This is a genomic window from Thermohalobaculum sp. (assembly GCF_058622915.1).
The window spans coordinates 1-25,991 of record NZ_JBZSYN010000030.1; the positions used below are offsets into that span (position 1 = coordinate 1).

26 protein-coding genes are annotated in these 25,991 nt (G+C 68.0%); 8 read left to right on the plus strand and 18 right to left on the minus strand.

Annotated elements, in window-relative coordinates; all coding sequences use genetic code 11:
- Nucleotides 1-290: 290 nt before the first annotated feature.
- The 7 genes from AC32QD_RS02680 to AC32QD_RS02710 all read right to left on the minus strand — a co-directional run bounded on the left by AC32QD_RS02680 (nt 291) and on the right by AC32QD_RS02710 (nt 7,203).
- Nucleotides 291-1,031, minus strand: coding sequence for a proteasome-type protease (locus AC32QD_RS02680; RefSeq protein ID WP_492008935.1), 741 nt, complete (start codon nt 1,029-1,031; stop codon nt 291-293).
- Nucleotides 1,032-1,046: 15 nt separating this feature from the next.
- On the minus strand, nt 1,047-1,889 hold the full coding sequence (locus tag AC32QD_RS02685) for a transglutaminase family protein (RefSeq protein WP_492008936.1): 843 nt from the start codon (nt 1,887-1,889) through the stop codon (nt 1,047-1,049).
- 9 nt (nt 1,890-1,898) lie between these two features.
- Nucleotides 1,899-2,828 (minus strand): alpha-E domain-containing protein, encoded by a 930-nt coding sequence (locus AC32QD_RS02690; protein WP_492008937.1) that lies wholly within the window; start codon nt 2,826-2,828, stop codon nt 1,899-1,901.
- A gap of 3 nt (nt 2,829-2,831) precedes the next feature.
- A complete protein-coding gene (locus tag AC32QD_RS02695; protein WP_492008938.1) occupies nt 2,832-4,238 on the minus strand; it encodes a circularly permuted type 2 ATP-grasp protein in 1,407 nt (468 codons plus the stop codon).
- Between the two features lie 78 nt (nt 4,239-4,316).
- Entirely contained in the window at nt 4,317-4,760 is a 444-nt protein-coding gene (locus tag AC32QD_RS02700) for a cyclic nucleotide-binding domain-containing protein (RefSeq protein ID WP_492008939.1), read from the minus strand.
- Nucleotides 4,757-5,563, minus strand: coding sequence for a PEP/pyruvate-binding domain-containing protein (locus tag AC32QD_RS02705; RefSeq protein WP_492008940.1), 807 nt, complete (start codon nt 5,561-5,563; stop codon nt 4,757-4,759). The genes AC32QD_RS02700 and AC32QD_RS02705 overlap by 4 nt, the downstream gene beginning before the upstream one ends.
- Nucleotides 5,563-7,203 carry a PEP-utilizing enzyme gene (locus AC32QD_RS02710; RefSeq protein ID WP_492008941.1) on the minus strand — a complete coding sequence of 547 codons (1,641 nt, stop codon included), beginning with the start codon at nt 7,201-7,203 and terminating at the stop codon, nt 5,563-5,565. The genes AC32QD_RS02705 and AC32QD_RS02710 overlap by 1 nt, the downstream gene beginning before the upstream one ends.
- Nucleotides 7,204-7,755: 552 nt before the next feature.
- Between AC32QD_RS02710 and AC32QD_RS02715 the strand changes: the two genes are divergently transcribed.
- The 5 genes from AC32QD_RS02715 to AC32QD_RS02735 are packed head-to-tail and all read left to right on the plus strand — an operon-like array spanning nt 7,756 to nt 13,211.
- The gene (locus tag AC32QD_RS02715) at nt 7,756-9,348 is read left to right on the plus strand and encodes an ABC transporter substrate-binding protein (RefSeq protein ID WP_492008942.1); all 1,593 of its coding nucleotides are present in this window, start codon (nt 7,756-7,758) and stop codon (nt 9,346-9,348) included.
- A gap of 56 nt (nt 9,349-9,404) precedes the next feature.
- Entirely contained in the window at nt 9,405-10,328 is a 924-nt protein-coding gene (locus AC32QD_RS02720) for an ABC transporter permease (RefSeq protein WP_492008943.1), read from the plus strand.
- Nucleotides 10,328-11,236, plus strand: coding sequence for an ABC transporter permease (locus AC32QD_RS02725; protein WP_492008944.1), 909 nt, complete (start codon nt 10,328-10,330; stop codon nt 11,234-11,236). Before AC32QD_RS02720 ends, AC32QD_RS02725 begins: the two co-directional genes overlap by 1 nt.
- Entirely contained in the window at nt 11,233-12,225 is a 993-nt protein-coding gene (locus tag AC32QD_RS02730) for an ABC transporter ATP-binding protein (protein ID WP_492008945.1), read from the plus strand. Before AC32QD_RS02725 ends, AC32QD_RS02730 begins: the two co-directional genes overlap by 4 nt.
- Nucleotides 12,222-13,211, plus strand: coding sequence for an ABC transporter ATP-binding protein (locus AC32QD_RS02735; protein ID WP_492008946.1), 990 nt, complete (start codon nt 12,222-12,224; stop codon nt 13,209-13,211). Before AC32QD_RS02730 ends, AC32QD_RS02735 begins: the two co-directional genes overlap by 4 nt.
- A gap of 60 nt (nt 13,212-13,271) precedes the next feature.
- On the opposite strand, the gene AC32QD_RS02740 is transcribed toward AC32QD_RS02735, so the two are convergent.
- From AC32QD_RS02740 to AC32QD_RS02760, 5 genes are all read right to left on the minus strand, one after another.
- Nucleotides 13,272-14,102, minus strand: coding sequence for an ABC transporter permease (locus tag AC32QD_RS02740; protein ID WP_492008947.1), 831 nt, complete (start codon nt 14,100-14,102; stop codon nt 13,272-13,274).
- Entirely contained in the window at nt 14,099-14,980 is an 882-nt protein-coding gene (locus AC32QD_RS02745; RefSeq protein ID WP_492008948.1) for an ABC transporter permease, read from the minus strand. The genes AC32QD_RS02740 and AC32QD_RS02745 overlap by 4 nt, the downstream gene beginning before the upstream one ends.
- Nucleotides 14,977-16,233: a polyamine ABC transporter substrate-binding protein gene (locus tag AC32QD_RS02750; protein ID WP_492008949.1), complete on the minus strand. Its 1,257-nt coding sequence runs from the start codon at nt 16,231-16,233 to the stop codon at nt 14,977-14,979. Before AC32QD_RS02750 ends, AC32QD_RS02745 begins: the two co-directional genes overlap by 4 nt.
- Nucleotides 16,226-17,416, minus strand: a complete 1,191-nt coding sequence (locus AC32QD_RS02755; RefSeq protein ID WP_492008950.1) for an ABC transporter ATP-binding protein — start codon at nt 17,414-17,416, stop codon at nt 16,226-16,228. The genes AC32QD_RS02750 and AC32QD_RS02755 overlap by 8 nt, the downstream gene beginning before the upstream one ends.
- A 274-nt stretch (nt 17,417-17,690) precedes the next feature.
- Nucleotides 17,691-18,410: a sulfite exporter TauE/SafE family protein gene (locus AC32QD_RS02760; RefSeq protein WP_492008951.1), complete on the minus strand. Its 720-nt coding sequence runs from the start codon at nt 18,408-18,410 to the stop codon at nt 17,691-17,693.
- Nucleotides 18,411-18,658: 248 nt separating this feature from the next.
- Between AC32QD_RS02760 and AC32QD_RS02765 the strand changes: the two genes are divergently transcribed.
- Nucleotides 18,659-18,877, plus strand: coding sequence for a hypothetical protein (locus AC32QD_RS02765; RefSeq protein ID WP_492008952.1), 219 nt, complete (start codon nt 18,659-18,661; stop codon nt 18,875-18,877).
- A 248-nt stretch (nt 18,878-19,125) separates the two neighbouring features.
- Nucleotides 19,126-20,388 (plus strand): MFS transporter, encoded by a 1,263-nt coding sequence (locus tag AC32QD_RS02770; RefSeq protein WP_492008953.1) that lies wholly within the window; start codon nt 19,126-19,128, stop codon nt 20,386-20,388.
- Between the two features lie 51 nt (nt 20,389-20,439).
- On the opposite strand, the gene AC32QD_RS02775 is transcribed toward AC32QD_RS02770, so the two are convergent.
- The 4 genes from AC32QD_RS02775 to AC32QD_RS02790 form a co-directional block, all read right to left on the minus strand.
- Nucleotides 20,440-20,826: a helix-turn-helix domain-containing protein gene (locus AC32QD_RS02775; RefSeq protein WP_492008954.1), complete on the minus strand. Its 387-nt coding sequence runs from the start codon at nt 20,824-20,826 to the stop codon at nt 20,440-20,442.
- A gap of 614 nt (nt 20,827-21,440) precedes the next feature.
- The gene (locus tag AC32QD_RS02780) at nt 21,441-21,659 is read right to left on the minus strand and encodes a hypothetical protein (RefSeq protein WP_492008955.1); all 219 of its coding nucleotides are present in this window, start codon (nt 21,657-21,659) and stop codon (nt 21,441-21,443) included.
- 193 nt (nt 21,660-21,852) lie between these two features.
- Nucleotides 21,853-22,428 (minus strand): DUF2585 domain-containing protein, encoded by a 576-nt coding sequence (locus AC32QD_RS02785; protein ID WP_492008956.1) that lies wholly within the window; start codon nt 22,426-22,428, stop codon nt 21,853-21,855.
- A gap of 37 nt (nt 22,429-22,465) precedes the next feature.
- Entirely contained in the window at nt 22,466-22,906 is a 441-nt protein-coding gene (locus tag AC32QD_RS02790; protein WP_492008957.1) for a VOC family protein, read from the minus strand.
- Between the two features lie 107 nt (nt 22,907-23,013).
- On the opposite strand from AC32QD_RS02790, the gene AC32QD_RS02795 reads away from it, so the two are divergent.
- Nucleotides 23,014-23,922 carry a CorA family divalent cation transporter gene (locus AC32QD_RS02795; protein ID WP_492008958.1) on the plus strand — a complete coding sequence of 303 codons (909 nt, stop codon included), beginning with the start codon at nt 23,014-23,016 and terminating at the stop codon, nt 23,920-23,922.
- A gap of 10 nt (nt 23,923-23,932) precedes the next feature.
- Here the strand turns inward: AC32QD_RS02795 and AC32QD_RS02800 are convergent, their stop codons facing one another.
- Nucleotides 23,933-24,838 carry an ATP-binding protein gene (locus tag AC32QD_RS02800; protein WP_492008959.1) on the minus strand — a complete coding sequence of 302 codons (906 nt, stop codon included), beginning with the start codon at nt 24,836-24,838 and terminating at the stop codon, nt 23,933-23,935.
- Between the two features lie 80 nt (nt 24,839-24,918).
- A complete protein-coding gene (gene tatC, locus AC32QD_RS02805) occupies nt 24,919-25,755 on the minus strand; it encodes a twin-arginine translocase subunit TatC (protein WP_492008960.1) in 837 nt (278 codons plus the stop codon).
- Nucleotides 25,756-25,991: the final 236 nt, after the last annotated feature.

Here is a 25,991-nt window from a genome sequence, read left to right on the forward strand (position 1 = left end):
CGCACGCGCGGCTGACTGCGGCCTTTCGAGCCCGGGAGCCGTGACGTCGCGCCGAGACGCGGCTCAGCCCTCCTTCAGCAGCGCCTGGAGGCGGCGTTTCTCCTCGTCCGAAAGCGGCGCCTCGTTGGCCGCCGCTCGCGGCCGCCACCGGCGCATGTAGACCACGACTCTGAGCACGGTTCGCTCTCGACTGCGAGCGCCACCACGCAGTCCGGCAAATCTCCGCTCCATGCCTGCTGGGTCTCCTGCGTCGATTGCCCGGGCGCAGGCGAGCGGCCAAACCCGAGGCCTCAAGCCTCGTCCAGGTCGGGGATGGCCGAAAATGCGTCGCGCAGGGCTTCGGACCAGGAGCGGCTGATGCGGTTGAACTCGGCGTCGTCGGCCTCGATGCGGCGGCGCAGGGCGAAGCGGCACTCGCCGGTGCGGATCACGGCGAAGTCCAGGGGCATTCCAACCGAGAGGTTCGAGCGCAGCGTCGAGTCCATGGAGACGAAGGCCGCCTTCATTGCGGCGGCCAACGGTGTCTGGGGCGTGATGACGCGGTCGAGGATCGGCTTGCCGTACTTGTGCTCGCCGATCTGGAAATAGGGCGTGTCGTCGGTCGCCTCGATGAAATTGCCCGCCGCGTAGACGAGAAACAGCCGAAGCTCCCCGCCGGCGCGCTGGCCGGTGACGATCACGCTGGCATCCGTCCCCGCGCCCTGCTCGATCAGCGCCTCACGGTGGGTGGCGAGGGTGTCGCGCATGTGGCCGCCGACGATCTCGGCGACGCGGAACATCGATTCGGCGTTGAGGATGGTCGGGACCTCCTCGCCGTTCTCCGCCGCCTCGATAGCGTCCTCGACGCGGGTGATGACTTCCTGCGTGAGCGAGAGGTTGCCCGCGGTCATCAGGCAGATCGCCCGCTCGCCCGGCACCTCCCAGGTGAACATCTTGCGAAAGCGCAAGACGTTGTCGACGCCGGCATTGGTGCGCGTGTCGGCGAGCATCACCAGGCCGGCGCTCACCTTCAGTCCCATGCAGTAGGTCATCGCGAGGACTCCGCGCTATTGCCGGGACTGCTGCTGCGACTGCTGCTGCCGCGACTGTCCCTGCGCCTGCCCTTGCGCGACCTCCACGGCCACTGTCAAGTCGTCCGCGGAAGCCCCCTGGATCGAGCCGCGGATCGGCGCCGCGTCATCGGCGTCGAGCCCGGAGCACAGGCGGACATAGTGGTCGGTCGGGCAGACCTGGTTGGTGGGATCGAAGCCGACCCAACCCAAGCCGTCGAGATGCACTTCGGCCCAGGCATGCGTCTCCTGCAGCGGTGCGGCCTCGTCGAGCAGGTAGCCGACGACGTAGCGGGCCGGGACACGCGCGGCACGGGCCGCGGCGATGAACAGGTGCGTCTTGTCCTGGCACACCCCGGCGCCGAGGGCCAGCGCCTGCGCGGCGCTCGTGTCGCTCTGCGTCACGCCCGGGCGATAGACCACCGCCTCGTGCACGGCGGCCGAGAGGGCGTGCATCCGGGCGAGCGGCTCTTCGCCCTGGGCACCCTCGGCGAGGGCGCGTATCTCCGCGGTGACCCGCGTCAGCGGGGTCTGGCGCAGGAAGACGCCCGGGGGTGCGGCGCCGAAGCGGCCAATCACGCCGGCGGTGTCGGTGGCCTCGACCGTGCCTTCGGCGATGACCTCGGCGTGATCCGCGGCTCGGCCCGAGAACCACAGAGCCTCGCCGTCACCAAAGCCGTTGGTGAGCGCGGGCGAGACCGCTTCGCCATTGACGGTCACGCGCCAGTCGAGCGGCGCCTGCGCCTGCGTCGGTGCGGGGAAGAGCTTGAGCCGGAGCGCGACGCGCCCTGCGGGCGGGTCGTAGCGATGCTCGGTGCGGTGGCGGACGGTGAGGCGCATGGTCGGGGCTCAGAAATAATAGGCCTGGTAGATCTCGTCGGAGAGGCGGCGGTTGGTCGCGAGCGTCTCCTGAATGAACTCGTGCAGCCCGCCGTGGAACACCTCGCCCATTTCCAGGTCGTCGAGGCGCGCCAGCGTCTCCGAGGCCGTGCGGTGGCAGGCGTGGCGCTGCCCGTAGCCGCGCGCAAGGCGGTCGAGATGCGCCGCGAGCTGCTCGTAGCAAAAGGCGACCGAGCGGGGAAAGGCACGGTTCAGGATCAGGAAGTCGGCGATCTTCCAGGGCGTGTAGTCGCCGCGGTAGGCGTGGTGGAAGGCGCGCAGCCCCGAAGTCGCGTGCAGAACGCTGGTCCACTGGTAGTGATCGCGTCCGCCGCCGACCACGTCGGTTTCCGGCAAAAGAACGTAGTACTTCACGTCGAGGAGCCGAAGCGTGGTGTCCGCGCGCTCCACATGCGCGCCCACGACGAGGAAGTCGAAACGGTCGTCGCGCAGCATCGAGCTGGTCGCGGCGCCGCGGAACAGCGCGGTGCGCTGCTTGACCCAGTCGAGCAGCCCGGGCAGGTCGCGCTGGACGGTGGCGGTGTCGGTCCCCGCGAGCGTGCGCCAGCCCTCGTTCAGCGCCTCCCACACGTCGCGGGTCAGCGCCGTGCGCACCGCCCGGCCGTTGGCCCGCGCCCGCTCGAGGCAGGAGCAGATCGAGGAGGGATTGTCCCGATCGAGCATCAGCGTCTGGATCGCCGCCTTCTCGTCGATCACGGCATCGGGCTCGAACAGTTCGGCAGCGCCGGCGGCGAGGACGACCGAGCGCCACTCCTCCTGGCTGTAGGCGCGCGGCAGCATGGCCATGCGCTGACCCATCTCGATGATCCGCGCGGTCGCGCCGGCGCGCTCCATGTAGCGCGACATCCAGTACAGGTTCTCGGCGCTGCGGCTGAGCATCGGTCAGTCCTCCAGCACCCAGGTGTCCTTGACGCCGCCGCCCTGGCTGGAATTGACCACCAGCGAGTGCTCGCGCAGCGCCACCCGCGTCAGCCCGCCGGGGACCAGCCGGATGCGCTTGCCCACGAGGCAGAAGGGGCGAAAGTCCACGTGCCGCCCGCCGAGGCCGCGCGGGGCGAGCGTGGGCGCGGTGGACAGATCGAGGGTGGGCTGGGCGATGAAGCCGCCCGGGTTCTCGCGAATTCGCTTGGCGAAGGCGGTGCGCTCCTCGGCCGTCGCTTTCGGGCCGATCAGCATGCCGTAGCCGCCCGAGCCGTGGACCTCCTTGACCACCAGCTCGTCGAGGTGGCCCAGGACGTACTTGCACGCCTCCTCCTCGGCGCAGCGCCAGGTGGGCACGTTGTCGAGGATCGGCGCCTCGCCGAGATAGAAGCGGATGATCTCGGGGACATAGGTATAGACCGCCTTGTCATCGGCGACCCCCGCTCCCGGCGCCGAGCACAGCGTGACGCCGCCCGCGCGGTAGACGTTGAACAGGCCGGGGACGCCGAGGACGCTGTCGGGCCGGAAGGCCAGCGGGTCGATGAAATCGTCGTCGATGCGCTTGTAGATGACATCGACCCGCTGCGGCCCGCGCGTCGTGCGCATCCACACCAGGTTGTCCGCGACGAAGAGGTCCTGCGGCTCGACCAGCTCGATCCCCATCATGTCGGCAAGGAAGGAATGCTCGTAATAGGCCGAGTTGAACACGCCCGGCGTCAGCAGCACCACGTTCGGCGCGTCCTTGCAGGCGGGCGGCGCGACCTCCTCGAGCGTCTCGATCAACTCGTCGGGGTAGTCATCGACCGGCGAGACACCGCCCCCCGAGAAGAGCTCGGGGAACATCCGCATCATGATCTCGCGATTCTCGAGCATGTAGGAGACGCCCGAAGGCGTGCGGCAGTTGTCCTCGAGCACCTGGAAGGAGTCCTCCCCCGTCCGCACGATGTCGATGCCGACGATGTGGGAATAGACCCGGCCCGGCGGCTCGACGCCGACCATCGCGGGCCGGAAGGCAAGGTTGCGGTAAATGATGTCGGCCGGCACGATGCCGGCGCGCAGGATCTCGCCCCGGTGGTAGACGTCGTAGAGAAAGGCGTTCAGGGCACGGGCGCGCTGCTCGATTCCGCGCGAGAGGCGGCGCCACTCGGCAGCCGAGAAAACGCGCGGAATCAGATCGAACGGGATCAGCCGCTCGGGGTCGCCGCCCTCGCCATAGACGGCGAAGGTGATCCCGATACGGCGGAAGATCGCCTCGGCCTCAGCGCCGCGCTGGCGCAGGAAATCGAGCCCCGATTGCTCGATCCACCGTGCGATCCCGGCATAGGGCGGGCGAAGCTGGTCTTGCTCGCCCGTCATCTCGTCAAACATGCGCACCCCTGCTGATGCCTTGTACCGAGTCTTATCGGATCCCCCCGCGAGAGCAACGGTTGGCCGGGCCGGCCGATGTCAGCTTGCCGCCTGTCTCTTGCGCGAATCCCGCAGCATCTGGGCCATCCGCTGCAAGAGCTTCCAGCCGATCACGCCGTTCCGCTCGACCAGCGGGCGAAAGTCCCACAGTGTGAGGCCATAGCACTTCATGTCGCTGGCGGCGGTGATGGTGGCCATCCGCGTGCCCTCGTCGATCAAAGCGATCTCGCCGAAGAAATCCCCCGGGCCGAGGGTGGCGCGGTACTCGCCGTCGATCGTCACCCTGGCCTCGCCGCTCTCGATCACGAAGAAGGCGGCGCCGCCGGTTCCCTCCTTGACCACCACGTCGCCCTGCCTGAAGCCGCGCGGCTTGAACAGACGCGCAATCTGGCCCAGCTCCTCGGGGCTGAGGTCGGAGAACAGCGCCGCCTGTTCGAGCGCGTGGAGCGAGGCGGAGAAGGCGGCGGTCTGATCGGCGCTCATCTGGTAATCGCCCGGCATTGCAGGAGATAGAGCTCTCCGTCCGAATAGGCCCACTCGATATCGCGCCCCGCGCCATAGACCTCCTCGCAGCGCGCGGCGAGGCGGCCGAGGGCGGCGAGCCTGGTATCGTCGAGGCACAGCGCCTCGGTCAGATCGGCGGACACGTCCTCTTCGACGGTGCCGCCGCCGGGAGCGCGGCGGACGGCGATGCGCTTGAGTCCCGGGGTGCGCTCGAGCACCTCGCCGCCGCGGCTCATGCGGAAATGGTCGGGGATCACCATGCCGGCGACCACCGCCTCGCCCAGCCCCCAACTCGCCTCGACCATGCGCTCGTCGGAGCCGTCGACGGGATTGCGGGTGAACATCACCCCGGCGACCTCCGGGTCGAGCAGCCGCTGCACCACCACGCCGACGCTCGGCCGGGTGAACAGGCCGACGCGCTGGCGATAGGTGATGGCGGAGTCCGAGTTGGCGGACCACCAGATCTCGCTGAGCGCCGCGCCCACATCTTCGTGCGAGAGCACGTTGAGAAGTGTCATGTGCTGGCCGGCGAAGCTCGCTTCGGCGCCGTCCTCGTCGGCGGCGGAGGAGCGCACCGCGAGAGGACCGCCAAGGGGCTCGACCCATCTGCGGACCTGGGCCAGGGCGTCCGGGTCCTGCGACGCCGCCGCCTCGACGGTCGCGCCGCACAGGGCGACGCCGCCGGGCACGGGCAGGCCGCTCCGAATGGCCGCGCCCAGCCCCACGGCCTTGGAGCCGAAAAGCGCCTCCTCGCGCGCGTCCTGAAGGGCGACGATCTTCATCAGTCGAACACGGTCACCTCGCCCTTGTCGCCGTCGACGCGCACGCGCACGCCGTTGGCGATGCGGGCGGTCGCGTCGCGGGTGCCGACCACGCCGGGGATGCCGTATTCGCGCGCCACGATGGCCGAGTGCGACAACAGCCCGCCACTGTCCGTGACGATGGCGCCAAGCAGCGGCAGGAGAATGTTGAACGCCTCGGTGGTCGACTCGGTCACCAGCACGTCGCCGCTCTTGATCAGGTCGAACTCGGCGGGGCCGGAGACCCGGCGGGCGGGACCCTCAAAGATGCCCCGGCTGGCGGCGAGGCCGCGCAGCTTGTCCATCTCATGCTCCGCCTCGGAGCTGCCGAACAGCGCGCCGAGGGCGAGATCGGCTGCGCGCATGATCCGGGCCGCGGCGGGCGGCAGGCCCGAGGGATCCGGCGGCGGGGGCGGCGGCGGGCCCAGGGTCATCGGCGCTTCGCGGGCGCGATGCTTTTCGCGGTAGGCGGCGCGCCGGGCCAGGTCCGCCGCAGACGGCTCGGCGGCGCCCCCTAGCATCCCCTGCATTTCGGCAAGCCCGGCGTGGACGATATGCTCGGGCTTCTCGATGCGGCCCTTTGCGGCGAGCCGGCGGCCGGCGGCGAGCGCCGCGCGGCGCATGATGCCCGAGGCCCAGATGTCGCTGAAGACGCCGCGCTCGTCGCGGATGCGGTAGGTCAGGCGGGCCTCGCCGAGAAGCTCGTCGAACGCCTCGCGATGCGCCTGAGGCACGCGGGCGCGCACCTTGGCGATGCGCGCCTCGGTGTCGCTCGCCGCCTCGCGCTTGCCGTCGACGGCGATGCGGATGGCGCGGACCAGCGCATCGGGCAGCTCGATGGCGCAGGGCTCGGCGATATCGAAGCCATCGAGCAGGCGATAGCCGACAAGGTCGAGATAGGCCGACATCGCCGCGCCCGTGGCGCCCGCGCGATGGCGCAGCGCCTGCAGCACGTCGCCGGGGGCACGGTCCGAGGCCAGGATCGTCCGCGCGCCCTCGTCGGCCCGGATCGCCTCGATCAGGGCATGGAGCTCGCCCGAGGCGCCAGCCGAGACCGGGGCCGTCCCGCGCATCAGCTCCAAGAGTTCGGCCGGAGAGACGTCGGTCCAGTCGGCCACATGGGCCATCAGGTCGCCGGTCGGCACGATCGCCGCCGCAGTGTGGCGCATGTGCTGGGAGACCATCGCCGCGTGGTGGTCGCGGCAGCGGGCGAGATACTCGGCCAGCTCCGCATCGGAAAGCGCGTCCGGATCGACGGTCAGCAGCGCGCGGTGCGCCTTGATCGAGGCCGGTTTGATGCGGGCGTCCCACTCCTCCAGCTGCTTGCGCCACAGCTTGCCCTTGAGCACCTCTTCCGCCCGCGCCAGCCGCTCGGGCACCATCTCCGCCGTCACCGGCCGCATCGCCATGTAGCAAAAACCGTTGACGTAGCTCGGCTCCAGCGTGTCCAGCAGCATCCCGTAGAAGGCGGTGAAGTCCCGCACGCCCGTCACGAAGGCGTTGGGGTGCATTTCGGTCCAGTACCGGGTGACGGGTCGGGGGAAGTGTACCGGGTCAAGCTTCCACGAGCCCGGACCGGGCGCTTCGAAGTGCAGAGCGCTGCCGGTGTCCTTACCGCTCATGATCGTATTCCCGATGTCGAGAACGTCAGGGAATACGTATGGCAGGCGCGCCTGAGGAAAGCAAACGGGCCGGCGGCGAGAGCAATCCCAGTTCACGACAACGCGATCCAGCAGCGGGGCGTGTCCGTCTTGGAACCGATGGAACAGGCATCCCTTTGCACGGCACCCAAGGCACCCCGACTGGGCCTTGATCGAAGCGTTTGCCGGCAGACTGCGCCAGGACAGCCTCGAAGGTCTCGTCGATGCACGATGCCCGTGCCGGCATCGAAGAACCGAGGACCGACGACAAACAGAGCCGGCCCTGATCGGCCCTCGGCGGCTTGACGCCCGCCGAATTCGCTGACCAACTGAGACCGGTCCGAAAGTCGCATGACGGCTGGCCCGGACACCGGGTGAAGCTCATCCAGGTCATGCACGAAAAATCATCCCGGGCCACTCGATGGGAATCGATCACGCCCATGAAGCGAAGTTGAATGCAGCCGATCCCGGTTCTTCGATCGGGACGAAAGCAAAAAGCCGGCATCGCGAACGCCGGCACAGGAGGACGTCGACATGAGCAAATCAAACGGCAACAACACGATGTTCCGCGTCGACCGGCGCGGATTTCTGCAGGGCGCGGCGGCCGGCGGTCTCGCCTTGGCAACGATGCCGCTCAGCGAGGCGGTCTGGGCCGGCACCGGCAAGGTGCTGAACGTCCGGTCCTACACCGATCTCGACGAGCTCGATCCCGGCTTCTATCAGAACGCCTACAACGTCGATGTCATGAACTGCATCTATTCCAAGCTGGTCCACTACACGCCGGGCCACAAATGGGGCCACGAGCTGCAGGCGGCGGAGAAGGTCGAGCAGGTCGACCCGACGCATATCAAGTTCACGCTCAAGAAGGGCATCATGTTCACCGGCGGCAACGGCGAGATGACGGCCGACGACGTCAAGTTCTCCTTCGAGCGCATCATCAAGCACGATTCCCCCGTCAAGGGCGACTGGGGGCCGCTCGACCATGTCAAGGTGACGGGCAAGTACAGCGGCGTGATCGTGCTGAAGAAGCCCTTCGTGCCGTTGTGGAACATCACCCTGCCCTATGGCTGCGGCACCATCGTGTCGAAGAAGGCGGTGATGGCCGCCACCACCGACGGGGGCGATTTCAAGATGAAGCCGCCGGCCTTCTCCGGCCCCTATGTGCTGGCCGAGTGGAAGCCCGGACAGTACACCCGGCTGACCCGGAACCCCGATTGGCACGGGCCCGAACCTGGCTATGACGAGATCCTGATCCACCCGATCGACGACGAGAAGACCGCCGAGATCGCCTATGAGGCCGGCAATGTCGATTTCACCGGGGTCAGCCTGGCCTCGCTGCAGAAGCTGCAGGCACAGACGCCCGCCCATACCAAGATCGAGTTCTACCCCTCGCTCTACTACGTCTGGGTCGGGATGAACCAGGACAACGCGGTGCTCAAGGACATCAACCTGCGCAAGGCGATCCAGTGGGCGATCAACGTGCCGCAGATTCTGGAAGCGGCCTATTTCGGGCTGGCCCAGCCGTCCACCGGGCTGATCGCGCCGGGGCTGGTGGGCCACCGCAAGCGCTCGCTGATCCCGCCCGAGGGCCATCCGGCCAAGGCCAAGGCCTTCCTCAAGAAGGCCGGCGGCGCGCCGAAGGCGCCGCTGCACATTGCCACCACCAACACCAACAAGTGGAAGACGATCGCCGAGGTCGTCCAGGCCCAGCTGCAGCAGATCGGCATCCCCACCGAGGTCGACGTCCAGGACGCGGCCTCGTTCAACACGCTGGGGATGCAGAGCAAGGGCGACCGCTGGAAGAAGGTCCAGCTCATCGTGAACCGCTTCTCGATGCTGCCCGACCCCTATTACGCAACCGAGTGGTTCACCTCCGCTCAGGTCGGCATCTGGAATTGGGAACGCTTCTCCAATAAGGAGTTCGACAAGCTCAACAAGGAGGCGATCAGCGAGCTGAACGAGAAGAAGCGGGCCACGATGTACCGCAAGATGCAGGATCTCATGGAGGAGTCCGGCGATTACCGCTTCCTCACCCATGAGGGCAGCCCGGTCATGTATCGTGACAGCATGAAGCCGGCGCTGCGGCCCGACGCGCGTCCGCTCTACCGCTACTTCGTCCCGGCCTGAGCGCGGGGCCACTCAGGGCAAAAAAGGGTGGGTGAGAGTCAGTGTGGACCTATGCATTGCGGCGACTGCTTCTGTCGATCCTCGTCGTCATCATCGCTGTCACACTCCTCAATCTCATGATCCACCTGGTTCCGGGGGACCCGGCCGTCATGGTGCTGGGCCCCCGGGCCACCCCGGAACTGATCGCCAAGACCCGCGCAGCTATGGGGCTCGACAAGCCGTTCGTGGTGCAGATGTGGGTGTTCTTCTCGAACCTCCTGCACGGCGACATGGGCGTTGATGTCTTTACCGAAAGGCCGGTGTCGACCATCGTCTTCGAACAGCTGCCCTACACGCTCATTCTGATCACCGCCTCGATCCTGTGGTCGGCGGCGCTCGGCATTCCGCTGGGCTGCTATTCGGCGATCCGGCGCAATTCGCTGCTCGACAAGGTCAGCGGCGTGCTCTCGGTCGGCACCATCTCGATCCCCTCCTTCGTCATGGCGCTCTATGCGCTTCTGGTCTTCGCGGTCTCGCTGCACTGGTTCCCCGCCATCGGCGTGGGCAACGGCCTGGCCTCGCGCGCGCATCACCTGGTGCTGCCGGCCTTTGCCATCGGGATCTCCTGGGTCGGCTACCTGGCGCGCATCGTGCGCGCGTCCATGCTCGAGATCCTGGGCGAGAACCACGTCCGCCTGGCGCGTGCCTTCGGCCTGCCCGAGCGCAGGATCATCGTCTCCTACGCCCTGCGCATCGCAGTGCTGCCCACCGTCACCCTGCTGGGCGCGGGGGTCGCCTATCTGGTCTCGGCCGCCGTCTTTGCCGAGGTGATCTTCGCGCGCCCCGGAATCGGCGCGCTGATGGTGCGCTCGGTCGACTCGCGCAACTATCCGATCGTGCTGGGCTGCGTGCTAGTGACCACCGTCCTCATCGTCGCCGCGACCCTGGTCTCGGATCTGGTCAATGCCTGGCTCGATCCGCGCGTGCGGGAACAGCTGTGATGGCGGTCGATATCGGCACGCCGCCGCCGAGCGACGCCGCAGTCCCGCGGACACGCCGCGAGCCGGGCGCCCTGCGCCAGTACGCCGCGCAGTTCGCCAGGAACCCGCTCGGGCTGCTCGGCCTGTTTCTCGTCGTCATCATCCTTCTGACGGCGATCCTGTCGCCCTGGATCGTGCCATACGGCCCGGCCAAGATCTTCACCGGGCCGCGTCTCGCATCCCCGTCGTGGAACCATTGGCTGGGCACCGACCAGCTCGGCCGCGATACCCTGTCGCGGGTCATCGCCGGCAGCCGTGTCGCCATGCTGGTGGCGCTCGCGACGCTTTCCGCCGCGCTCTCCGTCGGGCTGGCGCTGGGGCTGACCGCCGGGTTCGGGCCGCGCTGGCTCGACAATTCCCTGCTGCTCGTGTTCGACGCCATCCGCTCATTCCCGGTGATCGTGCTCGGCCTGGCGCTGGTCACGCTGCTGGGGCCCAGCCTAAATTCGGTCATCCTCGTCGTCGCCATCTCCGCGGTCCCGATCTACGCCCGCATCGTGCGCACGCAGACCCAGTCGCTGCGCAATTCCGAATTCATCCTGGCCGAGCGCGCCATGGGGGCCGACGCGCTGCGCATCCTCGTCGTCCACATCCTACCCAATGTCATCGGCCCGCTCCTGATCCTCGCCAGCATGGACGTGCCGCTGGTCATCGCGACCGAAGCGGGCCTGTCGTTTCTGGGCCTGGGCGTCCGGCCGCCGACGCCGTCCTGGGGCACCATCCTCAACGACGGCTACAGCGTGATCCGCAACTCGCCCTGGCCGGTGGTCGCGGGCAGCGTTCCGATCATCCTCGTAACGCTGGGCTTCACCTTCCTGGGCGAGTCGCTGCGCGACATCTTCGACCCGAAACTGCGGAGGGACCTTTGACGAGCGAGCAGGCGCCCCTTCTGTCCGTGCGCGATCTTTCGCTCGACTTCGGCACGCCGCGCGGACGCGTCCACGCGTTGCGCAACGTCAACTTCGATGTGCCGCAGGGTCGCATCGTCGGCGTCGTGGGGGAGAGCGGCTGCGGCAAGTCCACGCTCGCATACGCCCTGATGCGGCTTCTGGCCGCCAATGCCGAGATCGTCTCGGGCGAAATCACCTACCGCGGCAGAGACCTGCTGACCCTGCCGCACGACGAAATGCGCGCCGTGCGCGGCCGGCGCATCTCGATGATCTTCCAGGATCCCATGACCGCGCTCAATCCGGTCACCACCATCGGCCGGCAGATGATGGAGATCCAGTACCGCGCCGGCATATCGGCGGGCGAGAAGCGCAAGCGCGCTGTTGCCATGCTCGAGCGCGTCGGCATTCCCGACGCGGCAAAGCGGCTCGAGGCCTATCCGCACCACTTCTCGGGCGGCATGCGTCAGCGCTTGTGCATCGCCATGGCGGTGCTGACCCGTCCCGAGATCCTGATCGCCGACGAGCCGACGACCGCACTGGACGCGACGCTCGAGGTCCAGATCATCAACCTGCTCAAGGAGCTGCAGCGCGATCTCGGCTGCTCGATCGTCTTCGTCTCCCACCATCTGGGCACGGTGGCCGAGCTCTGCGACGAGGTCGTGGTCATGTATGCCGGCGAGGTCATCGAGCGGGGCGCCGTGCGCGACATCTTCCACCAGCCGGCCCATCCCTATACCCGGGCGCTGTTCGAGTGCGACCCCGGACGCATCAAGCAGAAGACACGCACGCTGCCGACGATCCCCGGCGATCTGCCCGACCTGCGCGACGTGCCGCCAGGCTGCATCTTCAAGGGACGCTGCCCGGAGGTGTTCGACCGCTGCGACCATGACCATCCGGTCGCGTATCGGGCTTCCGGCGAGGGCCATCTGGCGCGCTGCCATTTGCTGGACCGGAGCGCATCGGCATGAGCGCCCTTCTCGAAGTCGACAACCTGCGCGTCCGCTACAGGACCATGGGCGGCCTGCGCGCCCTCCTGCGCGGGGTCGGCGATCCCCATATCGAGGCAGTCTGCGACGTCTCCTTCAAGCTCGACGCCGGCGAGACGCTCGGCCTCGTCGGCGAAAGCGGCTCGGGCAAGTCGACCATCGCGCGCACGGTCATCGGACTGAAGGACGCCGCGGCCGGCTCGATCCGCTTCGAGGGCCGCGAGATCGCCAATCTGCGCGACCGCGACTTCATGGGCCTGCGCCGCGAGATGGCGATGATGTGGCAGGACCCGGTGGGCTCGCTGTCGCCGCGACTGACCGTGCGCTCGCTGGTCACCGAGCCGTTCCGGATTCACGGCATCAAGGGCAGGCATCTCGATGCGGAAGCGGCCCGGCTTCTGGCGATGGTCGGTCTTGGCAGGGATTTCGCGGCGCGCTTTCCCCACCAGCTGTCAGGTGGGCAGGCGCGGCGCGTCGGCGTCGCGCGGGCGCTGGCGCTCGATCCCAAGCTGATCATCGCCGACGAGCCGACGGCCGGCCTCGACGTCTCGGTTCAGGCCGAGATCCTCAATCTCCTCAATGATCTGCAGGCACGCCTGGGCATGGCCATCCTCGTCATCACGCACAATCTCAACGTCGTGCGCCACATCACCGACCGCATGGCGATCATGTATCTGGGCCGCTTCGTCGAGCAGGGACCGACGGAGGACGTCTTCTTCAGGCCGCGCCACCCCTATACCGAGGCGCTGCTGTCGGCCAATCCCGAGCCCGATCCCGATGCCGCCAAGAACCGTGTGGAGATCTCCGGCGAGGTCCCGAGCCTCATGGACCGCCCCGACGGTTGCGAGTTCCACACGCGCTGCCTCTACGCGCAGGACGATTGCCGCCGCACGGCCCCCGGCGTCTCGACGGAAGAGCCCGCGCACCACTACACCTGCCACCATCCTCTTGATCCGCTGCCGCTCTAGGCCAGGCCGCGTGGCGAGGGTCTGCGCGCGCCCGCGACCCTTTGCCGGACCCGGGCCCGGTCAGGCCCGGCTACGATGGGCAATGACGCTGTTCGTCACGGCTATCAACGCGCCGCCGAGGAAGATGAGCGTGCTCAGCACGAAGACCTGGGGCGGAATTCCCGTCTTGACCGCGCCGTAGACCCACAGCGGGAAGGTCAGCGTCTGCCCGGCGACGAAGCTGGTGATGATCAGGTCGTCGATCGACAGCGCGAAGGCCAGCAGCCCCGCACCGACGATTCCGGGCAGGATCAGCGGAAAGGTCACGGTCCAGAACGCCACCCAAGGCGTCGCGCCGAGATCGGCCGCCGCACGGTCGAGCGCCCGGTCCAGCACCGTGACCCGCGCCCGGATCACCACCACCGCGAAGGCGATGTCGAAGGCAATATGGGCGATGAAGATCGTGAGCAGCCCGCGCGGCAGGTTGAGCGTGAGGAACAGCGACAGCAGCGAGGCCCCAACCACCACCGCCGGCGCGGCGATATCGGCGAAGATGACCACATCGGTTACCCCCTTGGCCCGGTAGCGATAGCGCGCCAGCGCCAGCGCCAGGGGCGTGGCCAGCACCACCGAGACGATCATGGCCACGAAGGCGACCTCCAGCGAATGCCACAGCGCCATCGTCAGGTCCGCGATCGCGAAGGCGTTGGCATACCATCTGGTGGTGAAGCCGAGCCACATCAGCGAGACCCGGCCGCTCGGCGTCTCGTTGAAGCTGAAGGCGATCATCACCGCGATCGGCACCAGGGTGTAGATCAGGAAAATGCCGGTGTAGGCCGCCAGAACCAGGCGCGCGAGGCCCGCGCGACGCATCAGCCCGCCCTGGCGGACCGGTTTGGCCGGGGCGTTCATGCGGCGTATTCCTGGATGGACTCGGTGCCGAACACCCGCGCGTACAGGTAGATCGCCACAATCAGCAGGAACATCAGGATCGACGACAGCGTCGCCGCCATCGGATAGTTCTGGGCGTCGAAGAAATTGTACTGGATGATGTTGCCGACCATGCGCGTGCCGGGCCCTCCCAGCACGGCGGCGTTGACGAAGTCGCCAACATTGGTGACGAAGACGAGAAGGAAGCCGGCGAAGATGCCCGGCGCCGACAGCGGCAGCACCACGCGCCAGAAGGTCGAGGCCGGCGAGGCGTAGAGATCGCCCGCCGCGCGCACCACCCTGCGGTCGATCTTCTCCAGCGCCACGTAGAGCGGCAGCACGTAATAGGCCACGCTGTTATAGACCAGGCCGCCGATCACCGCCGCGGGCGTCGACAAGAGATAGGTGGTCTTGGGCAGCAGCCCCCAGGACTTCAACGTGCCGAGGATCAGCCCCTCATCGGCCAGCAGGAACTGCCAGGCGAGCGTGCGGATGACGAAGCTGACGAAGAAGGGCAACAGGATCAGAAACAGGACGGTGCCCTTGTGGCGCCCGCCGTGGAAGGCGATCCAGTAGGCCACCGGATAGGTCAGGACCAGGGTCAGAAAGGTGGACAGCGCGCCGTACCAGAACGAGCGCACGAGCTGCACCCAGTACTGGTCGAAGGCCTTGGCGAACTCGGCGAAATGCCAGTTGAACACATAGCCGACCAGCGGGTTGCCGGTGGCCAGCGACATCGACAGCATCGCGGCCAGCGGCACCACGAAGAAGACCGACAGATAGATCCAGCTCGGCAGGCTGAGCAGGTAGGGCGTTGCCGCCCCCCTGCCCAGCCACCGCGCGCGATGCGATGCGCTCACCCCTGGACGATCGGGCTGAATGTGTTGGTCCAGGCCTGGTAGTCGTCGTAGCTCTTGAACACGTAGAAGTCGTGCGCCTTGGCGTACATCGCATCGGTGGGGAACACGAGCGGGCTGTTCGCCACGTCGGGGTCGTTCAGCTCCTTGAGGATGTACTGCTTGGCCGAGGGCACCGGGCAGATGTAGTTGTCATAGTCCTCGATCATGCCGGCCGCCTCGGGCGTGTAGTAGTAGTTCATCCACTCCAGCGCGCTCAGCCCGTTCTTCGCGCCCTTGGGGATCATCATGTTGTCGTGCCAGATCATCGCGCCCTGCTCAGGCACGACGAACTTCAGGTCCTTGAAGCCCTTGGCATTGGCCTGGAAGATGTCGCCCGACCAGGCCTGGCTGATCCAGGTGTCGCCGTTCTCCAGCGCCTTGATGTAGCTCTGGTCGTAGTACTGGCGCACGATGCCCTTCTTCTTCTGCTCCTCCAGGATGGCGGCGGCCTTCTTCCAGTCGGCCGGAGTCGAGCTGACGGGCTTGATACCGAGCTTCAGCAGCGCGGCGCTGCCCAGCTCGGTCAGGTCGCTCATCATGCCGACATGGCCGGCGAACTTCGGATCCCACAGGTCGTCGAACGACGTGATCTCGCGGCCCGTAAGCTTGGGATTGTAGGCGATGCCGGTCAGGCCGGACTGCCAGGTCAGGGTGTACTTGTTGCCCGGGTCATAGGCCGGGCTGATCACGCTGGGACTGGCGTTCTTGAAGAAGTTGGGCAGTTTCTCCTGCCACAGCGGGACCAGGAAGTCCTGCATGATCAGCTCGGTCAGCTGCCAGCTGTTGGTGATGACGATGATGTCGTTGCCGGTCGACTGGCCGGCCTTCAGCACGGGCGCGATCTTGGCATAGTAGGACGCGTTGTCCTGAATCACTTCCAGATACTTGACGTGGATCCCCGTCTTCTTGGTGAACAGATCGATCGAGGCGTGCTTGCCGGTCTTGTCGTCGGTGTCGATGTAATAGGGCCAGTTGGCGAAGACCAGTTTCTTGGTCGGCTTCTGGGCCTTCCACCAGGCCTCCCATTTGGGGTCGAGCGCCCTCGGCTTGGCGTCGCCTGCGGCGCGCACGAGCCGCGGCATGGCCAGCGCGCCCAGGCCCAGCATGCCCGCGCCGAGCACGCCGCGGCGCGACATCCGCGCCTGGGTCAGCCCGCGGAAGAGGGCGGGGTCGAGCATAGGCTGCGAAGGCTTCGACTTGTTCTCATCACTCATGGGTCCACTCCTTTTTTCCCTTTGTGGTGGATGGTGTCACGACGAAGGTATGTTCGGGCCGCCAGGCGATGCGAACGGGCTCGCCCCGTTTCGGCGTGCTGCCCATGTCGCGGTTCTGCACATAGGCGCTGAAATCGCGCCCCTTGGCATCGCGGATCGTGTACTGGTGTCCGATCCCGGTGTAGACGCTCAGCTCGACGACGCCCTCCAGGCTGTTCCAGTCCTCGCCGACGGGCTCGCTTTCGGGCAGGACCAGAAGCTTCTCGGGCCGCACGCCGATGCGGACCTTGGGCCCGCGCTCGCCCACGCGCTCGACGCCGACGCGCAGCTGCCTGCCGTCGTCCAGCCGCACCGAGGCGAAGGCGCCGCTGCGCCCCGCCACCTCGCCCGACATCAGGTTGGAGGCGCCGAGGAAGCCGGCGACGAACTCGGTGGCCGGGCAGTCGTAGACCTCGGCCGGCGGCCCCACCTGCTCGATGCGGCCGTGCGACATCACCGCCAGCCGGTCCGACATCACGATCGCCTCTTCCTGGTCGTGGGTGACATAGAGAAACGTGATGCCGACCTCCGACTGGATGCGCTTGAGCTCGATCTGCATCTGCTTGCGCAGCTTGAGATCGAGCGCACCCAGCGGTTCGTCGAGAAGCAGCAGCTTCGGCCGGTTGACCAGCGCGCGGGCCAGCGCCACGCGCTGCTGCTGACCGCCCGACAGCTGCGCCGGCTTGCGCTTCTCGAAGCCCGGCAGGTCGACCAGCTCGAGCATCCCGCGCACGCGCGATTCGATCTCGCTGTGGGCGACGCGCTTCCGGCGCAGGCCGAAGGCGACGTTCTCGAACACGTCGAGATGGGGGAAAAGCGCATAGGACTGGAACACCGTGTTCACGTCGCGCCGATAGGACGGCAGGCGGCTGACATCGACGCCGTCGAGGTAGATGGCCCCCGACGACGGCTCCTCGAAGCCGCCGATCATGGAAAGCGTCGTGGTCTTGCCGCTGCCCGACGAGCCGAGCAGGCTGAAGAACTCGCCGCTCTGGATGGTCAGCGAAATGTCGTCCACCGCCACGACGCTGCCGAACATCTTGATGACGTTTTCGAGCCGCACGACCTGGCGGGCGTCAGCCCGACCCGGGCTGTTCCGAGAAGCCGCCTCGGCAGAGGCCGGCATTTCGATCGATGCGGCCATCGTTCCTCCCTGGCCCCAGATTGCACAAACCGGGCGCAAATTTACAGGCCGAGCCCTCCTCCTAGCACCGAATGCCCGTATAGGAAATCGAGCTTGAATAGGTAGCGCGTCAGTTTGAAATGACCGCTCTTGACCGGATCGTCGGCTAATCCGCGCCCAGGCGCAGGCTCGGTTTGGGCCCCGCAAACGTGCAGATCGGCCCCACCTCCATGCGTTTTGCACGGCGGCGCGCTCGCTCCCGACGCCCTCGACGTGACGGTGTCCCCAAGCCTGGTCAGGCGAGGAACAGCGCGGCCCCCGACGTGCTCAGCGTATAGAGCCCGATGGCGACCGTGCCGAGGCCGATCACCAGCCTGAGCGCCCTGTTGACGCGAACGAGCGCGCCCGCCGTCATGCTCAGAGGCACGGCGATCACCGCGCTGAACGCGGCCATGCCCGCAATCGAGCCCACGCCGAAGCACAGGATGTAGAGCACCCCCCAGATCGGCCGGTCGAGCGTCGTCGCCGTCAGCACGACCAGCGCGCCCGAGCCGGCCATGCCATGCATCAGGCCGACCACGAACGGCCGCCACAGCAGGCCGTGCACATGGGCGTGGCGATGCGCCCGCGGGTCGTCGTGCGGCGCGGTGTCGCCGCGGTGGCTGTGCACGTGCAGGTGCAGCCCGCGGCCATCGTGGCGATGCGCGTGGACATGCACCCGGTCGGTCCACAGCAGCCACAGAACGTTCCCGCCGAGCAGCACGAGCATCAGCCCCACCATGAATTCCAGCGCGGCGCCCAGCGACCGGCCCACCGTGAGGTTGAGCACGATGGCGGTTCCCGCCACCAGCGCCAGCGTCGTGGTGTGCCCGAGCCCCCAGGCGATGCCGTGCCGTGACATCGCGCGCACCCCCGAGTGCCGGCTGACCAGGCTGGAGACGGCTGCCACGTGGTCGGCCTCGAGTGCATGGCGCATTCCCATGAGGAACCCCAGCATCAGAACCGAGAAAATCATGGTTCGACCTGCGCCTCCGTCCCTGCGAGCCTCTCCGCGCCGGGCTGGCGCCGGGGCCATGGTTTTGCGTCTCGTCATTCGTCGGTCTGGCCGGGAAGGGCCCGTTGCACCCATGCCATCGAAAGCCTCCCGAAGACAATTGCTGCGCAGCTTTGCTTGTGAGAAAGTTTTCGGCCCGTGACGGGTTATAATGAAGGACGAGGGGTGACTGCGCTGCTTGGGTGTCGAGTTCAGAAGTGAGGTTGCAGATGTCTGACGCAAACCCCGATCTCCGGATGGCCGCCCGCAAGTACCGCGACCGGCTGAAAGCCGAGCTCGCAGAGGTGGAGGAATTCCTCGCCATGGCGGACCGACTGTCCAGGTTTCGCGAAGACGGGCCCAATCTCTTCCTGACCTCCGGGCCGGACGATGAGACCGAGCAGTCCGGCGCCCGCGTGCAGCCGCTCAACGTGTTCCGCGAGGGCTGACCGGGCTGTCCTCCCCAGCGTCCGCCGGACCGGCACCCGTCCCATCTCGACCTCGCATCGCGCAACGGCGCGGCGCACCGTCTGTCGCGTGCCCCGGCGCGTCTCGAACGGCCGCTGAGCGATCGGCGGCACGGTCGGGGATCAATCGAACGCGAAATCCGCGCAGCGCCGGCGCGCTTCCCCTGGGCAGCGCGCCGCGCCTCCGCAACACCGCTTCCCCGCGAACGCCGCCGACAATAGATAGGGGCATGGGCGCCTTCGATCTTCCTCGCAATGTCCGCCTGCTGCTGGCCACGCGTGCGGCACGCAGCCTCGGCCAGGGCGTCACGGTGGCCAGCTTCAGCCTCTACCTGCACGCGCTGGGCTATACCGGCCCGGCGATCGGCACCGTGCTCATGGCCGGGCTCAGCTTCGGCGCCCTGCTGACAGCGGTTGTCGGCCCGATGAGCGACCGGCACAGCCGGCGCGGCCTGCTGCTGGGCTACGAGCTGGCCGCCGCCCTCGCCGCGCTGGCAGCGATGATCTCTGAGGACAGGGCGGTCCTGATCGCCGCCGCGACCATCGCCGGGTTCGGTCGCGGCGCTAACGGGGCGGCAGGTCCCTTTGCGCCGGTGGAGCAGGCCTGGTTCGCCCGCGAGCTGGACGGCGCCGGCCGGCGCCGCGCCCTCTCGCTCAACGCCTCGCTGGGCTTCGTCGGAATGGGGGTCGGCTCGGCGCTGGTGGCCTTGCCGGCCCTCCTGGGCCACAGCTTCTCCGATCTCGAGAGCTACCGCCTGCTGTTCGCGATCCCGCTCGCCGCCTCTCTTTGCGCCATCGTCCTGATCGGTCTCACCCGCGAAGCCGAGACGCCGCCATCGCCTGTGCCGGTCCCGCAAAGCGCCGACACGACCATCTCCGTCACCCGCTTGGAGAACCGCCAGCTGCGTCGCCTGGCGACCACGAACGCGATCAACGGGCTGGCCATCGGCATCATCGGCCCCCTGATCGCCTACTGGTTCGCGCGTCGCTTCGCGCAGGGCCCGGCGATGGTCGGGCCGGCGATGGCGGCGACTTTCTTCCTCGGCGCGGTCGGCTCGGTGCTCAACGGCAGGCTCAGCGCGCGCATCGGCGCCGTGCGCTCGGTGCTCTACATGCGCTCGGCCGGCATCGTGCTCTTGCTCGCGACCCCGTTCGCACCGACCTTCGGCGTCGCGGTGGCGCTCTACGCCATCCGGTCAGGCTGCAACCGGGGCACGGCCGGTGTCCGCCAGGCCGTGGCGGCCGATCTCACCCGGGCCGAGCGCCGCGGGCTCGGCGCCAGCATCCAGAACCTGTCGCTGCAGATCCCGCGCGCGGCGGGACCGATTCTCGGCGGATACCTGATCCACGCCGGCCAGTTCGTCGCGCCCTTCCTCATCGCGGCAGGGCTGCAGGGCCTCTATCTGGTGCTTTACTGGCGCTATTTCGGCCAACTCGACCGCACCGCCGGGCAAGACGGTGCGGCGGCGGCGCCCAGGACCCCGCCGGTCTGACAGGCCCCCGCCCGCGCCTCGCCGCGGCCATCGCGCTCGACTGGCGCCGCCTCAGGCGGCGGTGCCTACCCGCTCCGCGCGCCCCACGCTGAGAACGCGCGCCAGATCGAACAGGCGCCGGCGCTGCGCCTGTGGGATCGCATAATAGGTCCGCACGAGGTCCAGGGATTCCTTGTCGGTCAGGATATCGCCGCGCGCGTCGCCCGTGTCCGGCGCCTGGCCGGTGAGCCCCTCGAAGAAATACGACACCGGCACGCCCAGCACCGCCGCTATGTCCCACAGGCGGCTGGCGCTGATCCGGTTCGCTCCGGTCTCGTATTTCTGGATTTGCTGGAACCTGACTCCGACCCGGTCTGCAAGCTGCTGCTGGGTCACGCCACTCATCCAGCGCCCTTGGCGCAACTTCTGGCCTACATACACATCGACTGACTTAGGCATATTCTACACCCTCGCTACGCTACTCGTGGAGCATTAAAACTTACGGCGCGAATGCGGGTTTTATAGGACGGAAATATGGCAGGCTGCCAAAGAGTTAGGTGACTTAATGCCGCATCGTGTATTCTAATACTTCCGCGTCCGGGCCGGCGCATCGGCGGGCGCACCACGGGCAAGTTGACGGGCCGTTTGCCCGAAAGGCTGTTTCGCCGGGGCACGGCGCGCCGGGCGGGCATCACCGCCGGCCCGGAAGGGCCCGGCGGGTTTTGAAATTCCGCGGTCGGCTGCTAGATTGATGCACGATGATGCATCAGGACACAGGCCGGCTATGGGCGGCCGTGCGCGGGCATCTGACCGCCCTCAAGCCAGATTCGGGCCGCCCCAGGCTGGCGCTTGTCATCGCACCGCTCCTGGGCCTCGTGCTCTGGGCCGCAATCGTCTTTGGGATTCTCGCCCTGCTTTGAGCGCCGGGCCGGCATGTGCTTGGCGTATCGAAATCCGCAGGGCGCCGCGACGCTCGTCAAGGCGCCGGAGTCGTCCGCCCTCGTCTTCCTCGCTGATGCCCCGGCCCGGACCAGCAGCGGGCTGCGCCGCCCAAAGGCGGGCGCCGCCCCCTGTCAGCAGCCCAGGCGATCGGCGACCCACCGGACGCGATCGGGCGCGATCTCGCGCGTGACCTGCACGATCCTGTCGCCTGCAGGCATCGCGTCGTCGGCCTCGGCCCGCCGCGCGAGCTCGACCATCAGGCGCTTGAGAAACCGTTGGTCCTCCGGGGGAAGCCAGCTGAAGTGATGCACGAACTCGCCAAATTCGTCAGTGCACGCAGATCCGGACATGTTGCTTGCCTCGCAAAGCATCCAATTCACTCAGCGCCTACCCGGTCGTCGCAGGAAGGGCGCATTCAAATATCCCGGCTGCAGCAGCGCCGGACCTAAAAAGGTAGCGATCTGCACCCGAATCCAAACAGGCTACAGGATACCACGATCGGCGCCCGCCGCCCAACCGCATCGCGGGCTCGCCCGACGCTTCTCAGCCGCCTTGCTGCCAGTGGCGGATCGCCTCGATCGGCCACACCAGCATGACCACGTTCAGCACCAGCCCGTCGCGGATCGCCAGGCCGACCACGATCTCGGCGACGACAAACAGCGCCACCGAGGCCCACGCCGGCGCTCGGGCCGCAATCACGAAGCCCGCCCACATCATCACGATGTCCATCGAGGAATTGACGATGCTGTCACCGTAATAGCCGAGCGCGATCGTCGCCTCGCGATAGCGCTCGATCATCGCGTCCGTGTTCTCGATCACCTCCCAGCCGGCCTCGATCAGCGTTGCGGCGACCAGCCGGCGGCCCAGGCTCCAGCGCGGAACGAGCCAGCCGAGCCCCATGTAGAACAGGAGCCCGTGCAGCACATGGCTCGGCGAGTACCAGTCGGTGAGCTGCTGCGAGTTCTCCGCCGAATGGATGTCGCCTTCCCACAACTTGACCGTGCCGCAGGTGCAGATCGGCGTGCGCCCCATGGCGTAGAGCGTCGCCTCCGCGGCCGACAGAAGCACGAGTGCCGTCGCCCAGTGGCGCCAGCCGGGCAAGCGCCGGACCGCGCCCATCAGGCGGCCCCCGCGGGGCCGTCCGGCGCGCGGTGGCTCACCCTTGCCGCGCCCCCGTCGCCCCGGGCATGCTGCGCTGGCGCACCGGCGCGGCGAGCTCGACCGTATTGCCCTCCGGGTCGCCCACCGTCAGGCATTTCCAGCCGCTCCAGCCCTGCTCGGTGGTGCTCGGCGCCAGCCCGTGGGCGCGCAGCCAGATCTCGGCACGGCCCAGGGCCGCGGCGTCCGTCACGGTCAGCGTGACGCGCTGGGCGCCGGGTGCCCGCGCCTCGTCGTCGGCGTCCTCGGCGCTGAACAGAACGACCCGACGGGCAGGATCGGCGAATCCCTCGCCGGCGCGCAGGGCGATGCGGCTCTCGTTGCCCTCGACCGCCTCCAGCCCGACGATGTCGCGATAGAATGCGATCATGGCCGCGAGATCGCGGCACCGGATCGCCGTCTCGTCGACGCCGGACGGGGGGGTGGCCGACTGGGTCATCTCGTCCTCGTCCCTGCTCGTTTTCCGATCCCGCTTGCCTGCGGGCCAGCTTTTGTCCACCTTCCGGCGAACGCGGGCGGAAGGCAAGCCCGCCATAGGGGGCGGCGATGGGCGGGCACATCATCTTCGACGGCATAACCTCCACGGGTTGGCGCTGGACGCACATGCTGCGCTCGCCCGAGGCCGAGACGGCGCTGCTCGAGGACCCCGAGATCCCCGAGCCGCTCGCCTGGGCCCTGCTCGAGGAGGACACCATCCCCCGCGCGACCCAGGTCCAGGGCGGCACGCTCTTGATTCTTAGGGGCGTCAATCTCAAGCCCGGGGCCGAGCCCGAGGACATGGTCTCACTGCGCCTATGGGTCTCTCCGGACCGGATCGTCTCGACCGAGGTCCGCCGGCTGGCGCAGACCGACGAGATGATCGCCGGGTTCAATCGCGGCGAAGCGCCGGAGAGCCCCGGCGAGTTCGTCGTCCTGCTGGTCGACTGGCTGCGCGCCGCGGCCGAGCCAGTGCTGGACAAGCTTGAGGACCGGATCTCGGAGATCGAGGCGTCCATCGCCATTCCGACCCGGCGCCTGCCGCGCAGCGAGCGCTCCGACCTGGCCGCGCTCAGGCAGGATCTGATCCTCTTGCATCGCTATATCTCGCCGCAGACCGTGGCGCTCGACGCGCTCTTGCGCGCCGCGCCCGGTTGGCTGACCGATCCGGGCTCGCTGCGCGAGGAAACGGAGGCCTTCCGCCGCATGACCGCCGATCTCGATTCGCTCAAGCAGCGGGCGCAGCTGGTGGCCGAGGAGATCAGCCTGGTTGCCACCGAGCGCACCAACGACATCATGCTGACGCTGTCGCTGGTCGCCGTGCTGTTCCTGCCGGTGACCTTCCTGACCGGGCTGTTGGGCGTGAACCTCGCGGGCATCCCGTTCTCTCAGGCGCACTGGTCGTTCTGGGCCTTCTCCGCCCTCTTGATGGCGGTGGGCCTGGTCTCGCTTTGGCTGGCGCGGCGCCTGCTGCGCTGAGCCGCGCCGCTCAAAGCTCGATCCGCACTCCCTCGCGCCCGGCGAGGTCGAGCACGAACTGCCAGGCCACGCGCCCCGACATGGCGCCCCGCGTCTGGCGCCACTCGATCGCCTCGGCGCGCAGTCGCGCATCGTCGATGCCGATGCCGAAATGGGCGCAATAGCCGCGCACCATCGCCAGGTACTCGTCCTGGTCGCAGGGGTGGAAGCCCAGCCACAGCCCGAAGCGGTCGCTGAGCGAGACCTTCTCCTCGGTCGATTCGGAGGGGTTGATCGCGGTCGAGCGCTCGTTCTCGATCATGTCGCGCGGCATCAGGTGGCGCCGGTTCGAGGTGGCGTAGAACAGCACGTTCTCGGGCCGCCCGGCGATGCCGCCGTCGAGCACCGACTTGAGCGCCTTGTAGTGCGAGTCGTCCTTGTCGAACGAGAGGTCGTCGCAGAACACCAGAAAGTGCCGCCCCGCCCCGCGCACCATGTCGAGGAGCCGCCCGATCGAGGGGATGTCCTCGCGGTGGATCTCGATCAGCACCAGCGTGCCGGTCTCGGCATTGGCCTGCGCATGAGCCGCCTTGACCAGCGAGGACTTGCCCATGCCGCGCGCGCCCCACAGAAGCGCGTTGTTCGCTGGCAGCCCGCGGGCAAAGCGCCGCGTGTTCTCCACCAGCGTGTCGCGCGCCCGGTCGATCCCGACCAGAAGCGTCATCTCCACCCGGTTGACCTTCTGCACCGGGATCAGCCGGTCGGGGTCCACCGCCCACAGGAAGGCCTCGGCCCCGGCGAAGTCGGGTGCGGGCGGCGGCGGCGGGCTGATGCGCTCCAGCGCCGCGGCGATGCGGTCCAGGGCCTCGGCGTCGCGCGCGGTCTCCGCGCCCGCCCCGCCAATCGCCCTCAACGCCCGGCTCTTGCCCTCAGCCATGTCGCCTGCGCTCCTCGGTCCGCCCCCCGTCGTCCCCCGGGTGGCCCCTCGGGTCGCCCGCCGGTCGTCCCCTTCGGGCGTCAATCGCCGTCCTCGTCGTCCCTGTCCTCGTAGGGCTCGTAGCCCTCGGCGCGCATCCGTTCCGCGCGCCGGCGCTCGACGACCTTCACCAGCTGCACCGAGATCTCGTAGAGCCCGTAGACCACGGTGAACATCAGCATCATCGAGAACACGTCCGGCGGCGTCACCACCGCGGCGAGAATCATCAGCACGACGATGGCGTATTTGCGGTTCTTGATCAGCCAGTCCGAGCCGATCAGGTCGGCCTTGGCCATCAGCGTCAGCACCACCGGCAGCTGGAAGGCGATGCCGAAGGCCAGGATGAACTTCATCGTCAGGCCGAGATACTCGTCCACCGTGCCGAGGAACAGGATCTTCAGCGCGTCCGGGTTGGCCCCGGGCGGCGGCACCTTCTCGAAGCTGAGGAAGAAGTCGAAGGCCAGCGGCAGCGCGGCGTAATAGGCAAACGCCGCGCCGACCACGAACAGCACCGGGGTCGCGATCAGGAAGGGCAACAGCGCCTTCTGCTCGGACTTGTAGAGCCCCGGCGCAACGAAGCGCCAGAACTGGTTGGCGATGATCGGAAACGAGATGAAGAAGCCGCCGAACATCGAGACCTGCACATAGGTGAAGAACACCTTGTGCGCGCCGGTGAAGATCAGCTCGGGGTCGTGGCCCTTGCGGATCATCGCCTGCTTGATCGGCTCGGCCAGGAAGTTGAAGATCGGCTCGGACACCGCGAAGCAGGCCATCATCGCCACCACGAAGGCGGCCATCGACCAGATCAGCCGCGTGCGCAGCTCGATCAGGTGATCGATCAGCGGCGCCGCGCTGTCCTCGATGTGCTTCTCGGTCATGCCCCGCCCGCCTTGCCGGAGCGCGGCGCGGCGTCATCGGCGGGGGGGGGGCGCCGGCTTTGCAACTCCGGCGGCCTTCGCCGCCTTCGCCGCCTTCGCCGGCTTCGCGTCTGCGCCCGTGCCCGTGCCCGCGCCCGTGCCCGCGCCCGCGCCCGCGCCCGTGCCCGTGCCCGAGACCGGGACCGCGCCGGCGACCGGGACCGCGCCCGAGCGCACGCCGCCGATGCCGCTGCTGA